Raw genomic sequence first — 11,902 nt, 5'->3', positions numbered from 1 at the left:
CAGATCCTGAAGATATATTTCCGGTCGAAACCGTGAGAGTTAATCAATGGGTAAAGCCGTGGTGAACTTAATCTGCTCCATTGCAAAGCTGGATGTCACATCCGTGAGCCCTGGAACGTTGGTCACCAGACGTTTATAAAAATCGTCGTAGCGTTTCATATCCGCTACCTGAACGCGCATCAGATAGTCATACTCCCCGGCCATGCGCCAGAACCCCAGCACTTCCGGCATTTCGGTGACTTCCGTGACGAAGCGGCAGTACCACTCGCCGCTGTGGTGCTGCGTTTTGATAAGCACAAACGCCGTCAGCCCCAGGCCGAGTTTTTCGGCATCCAGCAGCGCGACGCGTGAGAGCAGGATCCCGTCATCTTCGAGACGCTTCAGGCGTTTCCAGCAGGGAGTGGTGGTCAGATTAACGGCATCAGCCAGATCCTGCAAAGAGAGGGTGCAGTCTTCCTGCAACAGGGAGAGCAGCTTACGGTCAATTTTATCTAACACTGGCCACCTCAGGAGAATGATTTTCTCCTTTCATTCTATTTCAAAGGCGAAATGGCAACAATTTTTTCTGTGCTTTCCGCTAAGCTAGGCACAAAATGATAAATAGGAAGTGAAGATGAACAGCACCTGGGTCAAACATGCTATTAGCGAAATTAACGCCGATTATCAGCGCTCTGCCGACACGCATCTGATTCGTCTGGCGCTTCCGGCTTTTCCTGGTATTCAGCTGTATCTGAAAGATGAGAGCACCCATCCGACCGGCAGCCTGAAACACCGTCTGGCGCGTTCGTTGTTCCTCTACGGCCTGTGTAACGGCTGGATCAACGAAAACACCACCATTATTGAATCCTCTTCCGGCTCTACTGCCGTATCGGAAGCCTACTTCGCCCGCCTGTTGGGCCTGCCGTTTATCGCGGTAATGCCATCCTGCACGGCAAAACGCAAAATCGAACAGATTGAATTTTACGGCGGCCGCTGCCACTTCGTGCAGAGCGCCTGCGAAATCTACGAAGCGTCTGAAATGCTCGCCCGCGAGCTGAACGGCCATTATATGGATCAGTTCACCTACGCCGAGCGCGCCACCGACTGGCGCGGCAATAACAATATCGCCGACAGTATTTTCCGTCAGATGACCCACGAGCCGAATCCGGAACCGTCCTGGGTGGTGATGAGCGCCGGAACCGGCGGTACCTCAGCCACCATTGGTCGCTATATTCGCTGCCAGGGCTATAACACCCAACTGATGGTGGTGGATCCCCAGAACTCTGTCTTCCACGACTACTGGCAGACCCGCGATACCAGCCTGCGTAGCCCAACCGGCAGCAAGATCGAAGGTATCGGCAGACCGCGCGTCGAACCTTCGTTTATTCCGGATGTGGTCGATGAAATGCTGCGCGTGCCGGATGCGGCGAGCGTGGCTACCGCGCTGTGGCTGGAAGATCAGCTTGGCCGTAAGGTCGGCGCCTCGACCGGTACCAACATGTGGGGCGCACTGCAGCTTGCAACCCGTATGCGCGACGAAGGTCGTAGCGGCTCTATCGTGACGCTGCTGTGCGACAGCGGCGAACGCTACCTCGACACCTACTACAACCCGGAATGGGTGGCGAGCAACATCGGTGAGATCGCGCCATGGCAGGCAGAACTTGCGGCAATGATGAAATCATAAGAAAAAAGCCGGGTGTCACTGGACGCCCGGCTTGCTGGAAGAGATCTCGTCACTCGGGGGAGTAAGGGATATGTGGTGTGTCCAGCCAATGAGATAAATAGTGGGAGACCGCCTGATTCTGGCAGTGTCCAATAACCGGTAAATGCGGAAGTTCCGCCTTCAGCTGTGCCATGGCGTTACCCATGATCACCCCGCGCCCCACCAGCCCAAGCATTTCGCGATCGTTCATCGCGTCACCAAAAGCCATGCAGTCGCCAAGCGTCATACCCAGATGTCCGCTGAGTACACCCAGCGCGGAACCTTTGTTACAGCCGACGGGTAAAATCTCCAGACAGTCCACGGCTGAGAAACACAGATGCGCGCGTTCGCCCAGCACGTCGTTCAGTTGGATCCGCAGACGACAGAGATCGTCATGATCGCCGCAGAAGCAGATCTTGGTCACCTCGTGGGCGGGGATCGTTCTCAGATCGCGCAGCTGGTAGTGGAAGCCGCTGAAAACATGCGCCCGTAGCAGCTCGGGCATCTCTTTGCCGGTTATCCAGCCGCTGTCGTTGAAAACGTGCATGCTGGCGCGGGTTTCCCACGTGCTGTGCAGAACAAGATCGGCAATTTCCGGCGAGAGATCGCTGCGGTGCAGTACCTCGCCTTCCTGAGAGTGAATGCGGGTCCCGTTGCCGGTAATCAGAAAAGCATCGAGAGAGAAACGGCCCATCAGATGGCGCATCTCCAGCACATGGCGACCGGTGGCAAATGTGAGGGTGATATCACGCTCGCGCAGACGTTTCAGCGTGGAGAGCGTCTCCTCACCTATACGGTGGTTCGGCATCAAAAGCGTGCCGTCCATATCGAATGCTGCCAGTCTTGCCATGGTGTGGTATCCCGCTGTGAAATCATTTCCGCCTGTGATGCAGTATTCACTGGAATATACGGAAGTAATAGTGAATAGTTGATATTTATTGTTCCGGTTTTAGCCAAAGGATCCGTGTTGCGATGAGGCTACTCAATCGACTCAACCAGTTTCAGCGCCTGTGGCAGCCAGGCCAGGGCGCGACTCAGCAGGTCACTATCACCGAACTGGCGGAGAGGTGCTTTTGCAGCGATCGCCACGTCCGAACGCTGCTGCGTCAGGCGCAAGAGGCAGGTTGGCTCGAGTGGCACTCGCAGTCCGGGCGCGGTAAACGCGGCACACTACGCTTTTTAACGTCCCCGGAAACCCTGCGCAGCCAGATGATGGAACAGGCACTGAACGAGGGACAGCAGCAGAATGCGCTCGAGCTGGCGCAGCTGGCGCCGGTGGAACTTCGCTCGCTGCTGCACCCTTTCTTAGGTGGCCAGTGGCAGAACAACTCTCCGACGCTGCGTATTCCCTACTATCGTCCACTCGACACCCTGCACTCGGGATTTTTGCCAGGACGGGCGGAGCAGCACCTGGTGGGGCAGATTTTCTCCGGCCTTACCCGCTTTACCGATACCTCATCGACCCCCATCGGCGATATGGCGCACCACTGGCAGGCCAGCGATGACGGGCTGCGCTGGGATTTTTTCATTCGATCTACGCTCTTCTGGCACAACGACGACGCGGTGGAAACCGCCCAACTGCAGCAGCGTCTGGAAATGCTCCTCCAGCTGCCCCAGCTGCGTAAGCTGTTTGCAAGCGTTGCGGCCATCAGCGTGAGCCACGCCCAGTGCCTGACCTTCACACTGCATTACCCCGATTACTGGCTACCCTGGCGGCTTGCCAGCTACTGCAGCCTGCTTGCTCATCCGGAGCACCCCACGCTTGGCACCGGCCCCTTCAAGCTTAAGATCTTCGAGCCAGAGCTGGTGCGTCTGGAGAGCCATTCCCGTTACCACCTGAGCCACCCGTTGTTGCAGGCCATCGAATACTGGATAACCCCACAGCTGTTCGATACGACGCTTGGCACCAGCTGTCGACACCCGGTAGAAATTGCCATCGGCGAACCGGACGAGCAGGACAACCTCCGGCTCGTCAGCAACAGCATCAGCCTCGGTTTTTGCTACCTGACCCTGCGCCAGACGCCGCGCTTAACCCAGCCGCAGGCCCGGCGCATTATTGCGCTTATTCACCGCACCACGCTGCTGCAGACGCTGCCGCTCGATGAAAACCTCATCACCCCCAGCGAAGAGCTTCTGCCGGGGTGGTCGATCCCACAATGGCAGGAAGAGGAGCAGGTAAAACTCCCCAACACCCTGACGCTGCTTTACCACCTGCCGGTTGAACTGCACACCATGGCAGAACAGCTTCGGCTGGCGCTGGCGACTCGGGGCTGCGAGCTTAAGGTTATCTTTCATGATGCAAAAACCTGGGATAGCTGCACAGAGCTTGAAAACGCCGATGTGATGATGGGCGACCGGTTGATTGGCGAAGCTCCGGCCTACACGCTGGAGCAGTGGCTACGCTGTGACAAACTGTGGCCCAGCGTGCTGACGCCGCCGCAGTACGCCCATCTGCAGGCCACGCTTGATGCGGTGCAACGCACGCGCGACGAAACCTCGCGGACGCTGGCGCTGCAGGGTGTTTTCAGTAGCCTGATGGAAAGCGCCACCCTGACGCCGCTGTTTAACTATCAGTATCGGATAAGCGCTCCGCCGGGCGTTAACGGTATCCGGCTTAATCCCCGTGGCTGGTTTGATTTCACTGAAGCCTGGATCCCCGCCGACTCGCGGTGAAGGAGCTGGCTGCCCGGAGCTTCAGGCGCTACCATAGCGCCATCTTTTTTATTGTCAGGAATAGCTATGAAACGCGCCGTTGTGGTTTTTAGCGGGGGTCAGGACTCTACCACCTGCCTGGTGCAGGCCCTGCAGCAGTACGATGAAGTACATTGTGTTACTTTCGATTATGGTCAACGCCACCGCGCCGAGATTGACGTTGCTCGCGAACTGGCGCTGAAACTCGGTGCCCGCGCGCATAAAGTGCTCGATGTGACCTTACTGAACGAACTGGCAGTCTCCAGCCTGACCCGCGACAGTATCCCGGTTCCCGATTACGAGCCAGATGCCGACGGCATTCCGAACACCTTCGTTCCAGGGCGCAATATTCTGTTTCTGACCCTGACCGCTATTTATGCGTATCAGGTGAAAGCGGAAGCGGTGATTACCGGTGTCTGCGAGACCGATTTCTCCGGTTACCCGGACTGCCGGGATGAATTTGTCAAAGCCCTGAACCACGCGGTGGATCTGGGAATGGCGAAAGAGATTCGTTTCGAAACCCCGCTGATGTGGCTGGATAAAGCCGAGACCTGGGCGCTGGCTGACTTCTGGGGCAAGCTGGATCTGGTTCGCAGTGAAACGTTGACCTGCTACAACGGCATCAAAGGTGATGGCTGCGGTCATTGTGCAGCCTGCTCGCTGCGCGCCAACGGGTTGAATCACTACCTCGCGGATAAAGCCGGTGTGATGGCGGCTATGAAGGCGAAGACGGGTTTGAACTAACCCAGTACCCTGGCGGAAGTATTCTGCCAGGGTTTATAATCCGGGCTTGGTTATTCTTTCTATTGCCGCCTGCGCCAGAAAGCCTGAACGACTTTTAAATTCAGGATGGCGAGCAACACAGCGGTCGATACGGTCTATCAGGACTTTCGGCAGCGTCACGTTGATTTTTTCCGAACCGCCAAGCAGACGAGTGAGATCGATATCGACCAGAGCCCACGCCATTCCCTGATACTGTGAATGACCCACTAGATCGCTGATACTTGATACCGGAGGAATATCGTCCCCCATCTCAATCAGTAGTTCGATGTGTGCGGTAATCGCCTCGCTGGCATTAATCATCGCTTCTTCCAGCGTATCTCCTGCTGAAAAACACCCCGGCAAATCGGGAACAATAACCCCCCAGGCATGAACGTCATCACCGTTTTCAACTGCAATTGGGTAGTACATATTATCTCCAGGAATGCATCACAGGGTTGCTGACCCTTGCCTGGCGGCGGATGCTTTTCACCGTTCCGACAGGTAAATCTTTTTTTGGGTACGGAACCGTCACCAGACCTGTCTTAATCGGGTGACGAAAGTGATGATGGCTTCCGGTCACCCTGATTAACATCCAGCCGTCAGCAACGAGTTCGGCTATCAGTGCCTTGCTGTTCATCCATGATATCCTGGAATTTAAAGTAACTCCAATAACCCCAACCAGAGGTCAGTTACGCCACCATCTGCTCCAGATGCGTGCGCAACTCCCCTTCCAGCGCCAGCGCTTTCTGGGTTTTAAGATCGATACAGACGAAGGTAATTAACGCGTCTGCCACTACCTCGCCTTCGGGCTCAAGAGTGACCACCTGGCTCAGCACCCCGCTCTTCCCGTTCAGCTGTTGCACTGAACTGGTCACGGTCAGGAGATCGCCCAGCACCGCGGGGCGGCGGTAGTTGATGTTGATGTTCACCACCACGAACGCGATGTTGTGCTCGGTCATCCACTGGAAACCTGCGCTGTTTTCCAGCCCATCCCAACGCGCTTCTTCGAGAAACTCCAGATAGCGAGCGTTGTTCACGTGCTGATAGACATCGAGATGGAATCCACGGACTTTGATTTGTGTTTGCATAGCGCAATAGCCTTCTAATCATTCTAAGTTGTTGTGAGTCGGGACAGAGGCCACACCACTGGTATGACCTCTCTAGTCTGGCAAAAAAATGCCACTCTGCAAGCCCCGTTGCGCGTCAGAGCATCAGATGTGAAAGATTACGCTCCACCAGCGAGCTACCCATCCCCGGAACCTGACGCAGATCGTCCAGGGTTTTGAACGGACCGTACTCCTCCCGGTAGCTAACAATAGCCTGCGCTTTTTTAAGCCCCACGCCGTTCATCGCTTTTGCCAGCTCCTCCGCTGAGGCGGTGTTAATGCTGACCCGAGTGCCATCATCCTCTGCGGGTTTCGTCGCCTCGGCTTTTTTGATGACGGGTGCCGCTTCTGCAGACTGACTTTGGTTCACCGGCGGCTTCGCCGCGTTGCCTGCAGCGACGGCGCTGTGACCCATGATAGAAAAGGCGACGCTTGCCGCCACGATGAGAGTTTTGATTCCACGTTTCATGCTGTTTTCTCCTTGTTTGTTGACAGCAAGGTCACGATAACGGGAAGAAAACGCCACGACAAAAGGCAAAAATCAGAAATGGAAAAGGCCGCGAAAGCGGCCTTTTGGTATTACACGGTGTTACTTATTTCTGCGAAGCGGATTCCGCTTACTGCTGTTCGGCAACGAGATCGCCAAGCTTAATTTTGGCAGATTTACGCAGGTTACTCATCAGCGCTTCGAAAGCAATCTGAGCGTTGTTCTGAGTAATCCCCTGGACCATCGCTTTCTTCTGCGCTTCCGGCATTTCGCCCGCTTTCACTTCGTCGAGCGCCAGCAGCACCACGTTGCCCTGTATGTCGCTGCCGATGCCATAGCTCGGCTTGTCTTTCTGCGGCAGTGCCAGCGTGAACGCGACCTGGCTCAGCGGATCCTGGCCGGTACGGCTCAGGGTTTTCGCTGCACCGAAGGTCAGGCCAGCGGCTTTCATTGCCTCATCGCCTTTACCTTCTTTCAGCGCAGCCAGCAGCTTCTCAGCATCGACTTTCGCCTGCTGTTCCGCTTTGGTGTGCTTCACAATATCCGCAACCTGAGCTTTCACTTCGCTGAGCGGTTTAACGGCTTCGGCTTTGTGCTCGCTCACGCGCAGCACGAAGGCACGATCGCCATCAACGGTGATAATGTCGGAGTTGCTACCCGGGGTGCCATTCTCACCGACCAGGCCACCATTGAAGATAGCATCTGATACCGGTTTGAAATTCAGCGCTTCTGGCAGGCTGTCACGGCTGAACCACTCGGTTTCAACCACTTTCATGCCAGACACCTGCGCAGCCCCTGCGAGAGATTCGTTGTCGTTGCTTGCCGCTTCGCTCACTTTCTGCTGCAGCGCGTAGTAAGCGTCCAGCGCTTTCTCTTGCTTCACTTTGGTGGCGATACCGTCACGAACTTCGCTCAGCGGTTTCACTTTTGCAGGTTCGATGTCGTCAAGACGTGCAACCAGGAAGCCGACGGAGGATTTGATAACACCAGACAGCTGGCCTTTGTCTTTCAGACCGGCGTTTTTCAGCTCGTCAGGGGTGGTACCCGCTTCCAGCCACCCCATATCACCGCCGTTACGGGCAGAAATGATGTCGGTAGATTTGGCTTTCGCGACGGTAGCGAAATCAGCACCTTTGTTGAGTTCATCCAGCGCAGCCTGAGCATCGGCTTCGGTTTTGGTCTGAATGACGCTGTAGCGGTTACGCTGCGGCTGAGTGAACAGATCCTGATGCTGATCGTAGTAAGACTGAATTTCTACGTCAGAGGCGGTTTCCGCCATATCAGCGGCATCCATCTTGATATAGCTGACGCGGAACTGCTCCGGCGTCATGAAGTTGCCTTTGTTCTGCTCGTAGTAAGCGTTGATCTCTTCATCGCTCACCTGCTGTTTAGCCGCCAGCGCGTTAACATCAATGGTCGCTTCACGCACAACACGCTGTTGAGAAACCAGCGCCGCCAGCTGATCGGTTTCACCCGGCAGCATGAAGTCGGTACCCGCAATGGCGTTGATGAGCTGCTGGGTGACCAGCTGGTTACGCAGCGCCTGGGCGTACTGGTCGGCACTCATCCCCATCTGGTTGACGATGCCGTTGAAGCGCGCGTTGTCGAATTTGCCGTTAGACTGGAACGCCGGCGTGGCGAAGATAGCCTGCTTCACCTGGGCATCGCTGATGCCAAGGCCGAGTTCGCGGGCATACTGATCCAGCAGCGATTCGTCGATCAGGCGGTTGAGCACCTGCTGACGCATCGATTTCATATAGTTGGGGTTGCTGGCGAGCTCAGAGAAGTTATCGCCCAGCTGTTGCTGCATACGGTTACGTTCGCTGGCAACCGCGTTTTCGAACTGGTTACGGCCAATCTCCTGACCGTTCACTTTCGCGGCATAAGTATTGTTACCGCCAATCAGGTAGCTACTGACGCCGGTCAAAATGAACGACACAATAATGATACCGAAAATAATCTTGAGCACGATGCTGTTAGCTGCCGTGCGTAAGTTGTCCATCATGGTGTAACAACGCTCCGCTGTAGGTGACTTTATACCTCGCGCAGCATACCACGTGATGACCGCTGCGCGTGAGGACGTATTTTGACAAGAAAACAGGGCGATTGTCAGCCCACAAGGCAGATAAACCCGTAGAAAGGCATAAAAAAAGGCACATCCATTGATGCGCCCTTGTACTCTGTCACATTCCCTCAGGGGGAATCGATCAGTTTACTGCGTCTTTCAGTGCTTTACCTGCACGGAAACCAGGCACTTTAGCGGCAGCAATGGTGATCTCTTTACCTGTTTGCGGGTTGCGACCAGTACGGGCAGCACGCTCTTTAACAGCAAAAGTACCAAAGCCAACCAGCGCCACGTCATCCCCAGCCTGCAGAGATTCAGTAACAGAAGCGATCAGTGCATCTAAAGCACGTCCAGCTGCAGCTTTAGAAATGTCCGCACCCGCAGCAATTTTGTCAATCAGTTGAGATTTATTCACTGTTTTCTTCCTCTCTTTATAATTTATATCGCACCAGGATCCTTTATGGTGCGACCGCGCAGCAGTTATATCAGGAGTGTCATAACCTTACAACACCAGTTATTGATGACAGACCTAATCAGTAATCTAAGTTAGCTATACAAAAAAAGGCTGGCAAGTACGAATTGACTTACCAGCCTTGATTTTATCAGCGCTATTTGCGCGATGTCACTATTTTGCGGTCACAACCTGCATTCCGTAGGGTGCATTCTGCAAGGCGAGAGCAAGAACTTCCTCAATTCGCTTAACAGGATGGATGTCCAGATCGGCAATCACGTTGTCCGGAATCTCTTCCAGATCACGTTTATTTTCGTCCGGGATCAGAACAGTCTTAATTCCACCGCGGTGTGCCGCGAGCAGTTTTTCTTTAAGACCGCCGATCGGCAGCACCTGGCCACGCAGGGTGATTTCACCGGTCATCGCCACATCGGCGCGAACCGGGTTGCCGGTAAGGCAAGAAACCAGCGCAGTGCACATAGCGATACCAGCACTTGGGCCATCTTTCGGGGTGGCTCCTTCCGGTACGTGAACGTGAATGTCGCGTTTTTCGTAGAAATCTGGGTTGATACCCAGCTTCTCGGCACGCGCGCGCACCACGGTCAGCGCCGCCTGGATGGATTCCTGCATCACTTCACCCAGTGAACCGGTATAGGTCAGCTTGCCTTTACCCGGAACGCAGGCGGTTTCGATAGTCAGCAGATCGCCGCCCACTTCCGTCCACGCCAGACCGGTTACCTGGCCAACGCGGTTTTCGCTGTCTGCACGGCCATAGTCGAAGCGCTGCACGCCAAGATATTCATGCAGGTTGTCGCCGTTAATCTCGATGTGCTTCAGGGTCTTATCCAGCAGCAGCTGTTTAACCGCCTTACGGCACAGTTTCGAGATTTCACGCTCAAGGCTACGCACGCCCGCTTCACGGGTGTAGTAACGGATGATGCCCACAATGGCGCTGTCATCCACCTTCAGCTCGCCTTTTTTCAGTGCGTTACGCTCAATCTGTTTCGGCAGCAGGTGCTGTTTAGCAATGTTCAGCTTCTCGTCTTCGGTGTAACCGGACAGACGAATAACTTCCATACGATCCAGCAGCGGTGCCGGAATATTCATGGAGTTAGAGGTCGCCACGAACATGACGTCGCTGAGATCGTAGTCTACTTCCAGGTAGTGATCGCTGAACGCTACGTTCTGTTCTGGATCAAGCACTTCCAGAAGTGCTGATGCCGGATCGCCACGCATGTCGGAAGACATTTTGTCGATTTCGTCGAGCAGGAACAGCGGGTTTTTAACGCCCACTTTCGCCATTTTCTGGATAAGTTTACCCGGCATGGAGCCGATGTAGGTCCGGCGGTGACCACGGATTTCCGCTTCGTCACGCACGCCGCCCAGCGCCATACGGATGTACTTACGTCCAGTCGCTTTAGCGATGGACTGACCCAGCGAGGTTTTACCCACCCCCGGCGGTCCTACCAGGCACAGGATCGGGCCCTTAATTTTGTTCACACGGCTTTGTACCGCGAGGTACTCAAGAATGCGGTCTTTGACGCGCTCAAGGCCGTAGTGGTCGGTATCGAGGATTTCCTGAGCCTGACGCAGGTCTTTTTTGACCTTGCTGCGGGCGTTCCACGGAACCTGCACCATCCACTCGATGTAACCACGCACAACGGTCGCTTCAGCTGACATCGGAGACATCATTTTCAGCTTCTGCAGTTCGGCTTCCGCTTTTTCTTTTGCCTCTTTCGGCATCTTCGCGGCGTCGATCTTACGCTTCAGCGCTTCGTTTTCGTCCGGGGCGTCGTCCATCTCGCCGAGCTCTTTCTGAATGGCTTTCATTTGCTCGTTCAGATAGTACTCGCGCTGGGATTTCTCCATCTGCTTCTTCACGCGGTTGCGAATACGCTTCTCAACCTGCAGCAGATCGATTTCGGATTCCATCATCGCCATCAGATATTCCAGACGTTCGTTAACGTCGGACATCTCCAGCACAGACTGCTTGTCAGCAAGCTTCAGCGGCATGTGGGCTGCGATGGTATCCGCCAGACGTGCAGGATCGTCGATGCTGTTCAGCGACGTCAGCACTTCTGGTGGGATTTTTTTGTTGAGCTTGATATAGCCTTCAAACTGGCTGATGGCGGTGCGAACCAGCACTTCCTGCTCGCGCTCATCAATCGCCGGAGACTCAAGGTACTCGGCTTTTGATGAGAAGTGATCGCCATCATCGGTCAGCGCGGTGATACGCGCACGCTGCAGCCCTTCTACCAGCACTTTAACGGTGCCGTCAGGCAGCTTCAGCATTTGTAAAATGGAGGCCACGGTCCCGACGGTGAAAAGATCGTTTACACCCGGCTCATCCGTTGACGCTTCTTTCTGCGCAACCAGCATGATTTTTTTATCATGATCCATGGCAGCTTCGAGACAACGGATAGATTTTTCCCGCCCTACAAATAAGGGAATGACCATGTGCGGATAAACCACCACATCGCGCAACGGCAATACGGGGATTTCAATGCGTTCAGAACGCTCAGGATTCATAGAGCTCTCTCTTAGTTTAGTTTCCGCCAGGTAGCCGATGGCGCGGTAAAAAAACCTGCCACCGTTAACATGTAATCCAGTATATGGGGATGTTTCCCCTACATTCAACGCCGGGAATGCAGGAAAAATA

Annotated in this window: 12 protein-coding genes; 3 read left to right on the top strand and 9 right to left on the bottom strand. The window is 54.9% G+C overall.

What is annotated here, in order from left to right; translation table 11 throughout:
• Window positions 1–39 precede the first annotated feature (39 nt).
• A complete protein-coding gene (locus tag C7387_RS20820; RefSeq protein ID WP_006818798.1) occupies window positions 40–498 on the bottom strand; it encodes an Lrp/AsnC family transcriptional regulator in 459 nt (152 codons plus the stop codon).
• Window positions 499–613: 115 nt separating this feature from the next.
• On the opposite strand from C7387_RS20820, the gene C7387_RS20815 reads away from it, so the two are divergent.
• Window positions 614–1,663 carry a PLP-dependent cysteine synthase family protein gene (locus tag C7387_RS20815; RefSeq protein ID WP_120817395.1) on the top strand — a complete coding sequence of 350 codons (1,050 nt, stop codon included), beginning with the start codon at window positions 614–616 and terminating at the stop codon, window positions 1,661–1,663.
• A 49-nt stretch (window positions 1,664–1,712) separates the two neighbouring features.
• On the opposite strand, the gene cof is transcribed toward C7387_RS20815, so the two are convergent.
• Window positions 1,713–2,531, bottom strand: a complete 819-nt coding sequence (cof, locus tag C7387_RS20810) for an HMP-PP phosphatase (protein WP_120817394.1) — start codon at window positions 2,529–2,531, stop codon at window positions 1,713–1,715.
• A gap of 122 nt (window positions 2,532–2,653) precedes the next feature.
• Here cof and C7387_RS20805 point away from each other — a divergent pair, with 122 nt between their 5' ends.
• Both C7387_RS20805 and queC read left to right on the top strand, forming a co-directional pair.
• Window positions 2,654–4,354 carry an SgrR family transcriptional regulator gene (locus tag C7387_RS20805; protein ID WP_120817393.1) on the top strand — a complete coding sequence of 567 codons (1,701 nt, stop codon included), beginning with the start codon at window positions 2,654–2,656 and terminating at the stop codon, window positions 4,352–4,354.
• Window positions 4,355–4,420: 66 nt separating this feature from the next.
• Window positions 4,421–5,116, top strand: a complete 696-nt coding sequence (gene queC, locus C7387_RS20800) for a 7-cyano-7-deazaguanine synthase QueC (RefSeq protein WP_006818793.1) — start codon at window positions 4,421–4,423, stop codon at window positions 5,114–5,116.
• Window positions 5,117–5,149: 33 nt separating this feature from the next.
• Here the strand turns inward: queC and C7387_RS20795 are convergent, their stop codons facing one another.
• The 7 genes from C7387_RS20795 to lon form a co-directional block, all read right to left on the bottom strand.
• Window positions 5,150–5,563 carry a type II toxin-antitoxin system HicB family antitoxin gene (locus C7387_RS20795; RefSeq protein WP_038254270.1) on the bottom strand — a complete coding sequence of 138 codons (414 nt, stop codon included), beginning with the start codon at window positions 5,561–5,563 and terminating at the stop codon, window positions 5,150–5,152.
• A gap of 1 nt (window position 5,564) precedes the next feature.
• On the bottom strand, window positions 5,565–5,771 hold the full coding sequence (locus C7387_RS20790) for a type II toxin-antitoxin system HicA family toxin (protein ID WP_120817392.1): 207 nt from the start codon (window positions 5,769–5,771) through the stop codon (window positions 5,565–5,567).
• A gap of 52 nt (window positions 5,772–5,823) precedes the next feature.
• Window positions 5,824–6,222, bottom strand: coding sequence for a YbgC/FadM family acyl-CoA thioesterase (locus C7387_RS20785; RefSeq protein WP_006818790.1), 399 nt, complete (start codon window positions 6,220–6,222; stop codon window positions 5,824–5,826).
• 115 nt (window positions 6,223–6,337) lie between these two features.
• Window positions 6,338–6,709: a helix-hairpin-helix domain-containing protein gene (locus tag C7387_RS20780; RefSeq protein ID WP_120817391.1), complete on the bottom strand. Its 372-nt coding sequence runs from the start codon at window positions 6,707–6,709 to the stop codon at window positions 6,338–6,340.
• A 148-nt stretch (window positions 6,710–6,857) separates the two neighbouring features.
• Window positions 6,858–8,732 (bottom strand): peptidylprolyl isomerase, encoded by a 1,875-nt coding sequence (ppiD, locus tag C7387_RS20775; protein ID WP_120817390.1) that lies wholly within the window; start codon window positions 8,730–8,732, stop codon window positions 6,858–6,860.
• A 202-nt stretch (window positions 8,733–8,934) separates the two neighbouring features.
• On the bottom strand, window positions 8,935–9,207 hold the full coding sequence (gene hupB, locus C7387_RS20770; RefSeq protein ID WP_002444653.1) for a nucleoid-associated protein HU-beta: 273 nt from the start codon (window positions 9,205–9,207) through the stop codon (window positions 8,935–8,937).
• A 210-nt stretch (window positions 9,208–9,417) separates the two neighbouring features.
• Complete coding sequence (lon, locus tag C7387_RS20765) at window positions 9,418–11,772, bottom strand: endopeptidase La (protein ID WP_006818787.1); 2,355 nt, start codon at window positions 11,770–11,772, stop codon at window positions 9,418–9,420.
• Between the last annotated feature and the right edge of the window lie 130 nt (window positions 11,773–11,902).

It is taken from the genome of Yokenella regensburgei (assembly GCF_003634235.1).
GTDB classification, from domain to species: domain Bacteria; phylum Pseudomonadota; class Gammaproteobacteria; order Enterobacterales; family Enterobacteriaceae; genus Yokenella; species Yokenella regensburgei.
The sequence above is the reverse complement of the archived record's forward strand: the minus strand, read 5'-3'. Positions and strand labels throughout refer to the sequence as shown.

What these genes read in the sequence shown, in the direction of transcription:
- C7387_RS20815 (WP_120817395.1), top strand. Translation starts at nt 614, where the DNA reads ATGAACAGCACCTGGGTCAAACATGCTATTAGCGAAATTAACGCCGAT.
- C7387_RS20785 (WP_006818790.1), bottom strand. Translation starts at nt 6,222, where the DNA reads ATGCAAACACAAATCAAAGTCCGTGGATTCCATCTCGATGTCTATCAG.
- ppiD (WP_120817390.1), bottom strand. Translation starts at nt 8,732, where the DNA reads ATGATGGACAACTTACGCACGGCAGCTAACAGCATCGTGCTCAAGATT.
- C7387_RS20790 (WP_120817392.1), bottom strand. Translation starts at nt 5,771, where the DNA reads ATGAACAGCAAGGCACTGATAGCCGAACTCGTTGCTGACGGCTGGATG.
- C7387_RS20780 (WP_120817391.1), bottom strand. Translation starts at nt 6,709, where the DNA reads ATGAAACGTGGAATCAAAACTCTCATCGTGGCGGCAAGCGTCGCCTTT.
- lon (WP_006818787.1), bottom strand. Translation starts at nt 11,772, where the DNA reads ATGAATCCTGAGCGTTCTGAACGCATTGAAATCCCCGTATTGCCGTTG.
- queC (WP_006818793.1), top strand. Translation starts at nt 4,421, where the DNA reads ATGAAACGCGCCGTTGTGGTTTTTAGCGGGGGTCAGGACTCTACCACC.
- C7387_RS20805 (WP_120817393.1), top strand. Translation starts at nt 2,654, where the DNA reads ATGAGGCTACTCAATCGACTCAACCAGTTTCAGCGCCTGTGGCAGCCA.
- C7387_RS20795 (WP_038254270.1), bottom strand. Translation starts at nt 5,563, where the DNA reads ATGTACTACCCAATTGCAGTTGAAAACGGTGATGACGTTCATGCCTGG.
- cof (WP_120817394.1), bottom strand. Translation starts at nt 2,531, where the DNA reads ATGGCAAGACTGGCAGCATTCGATATGGACGGCACGCTTTTGATGCCG.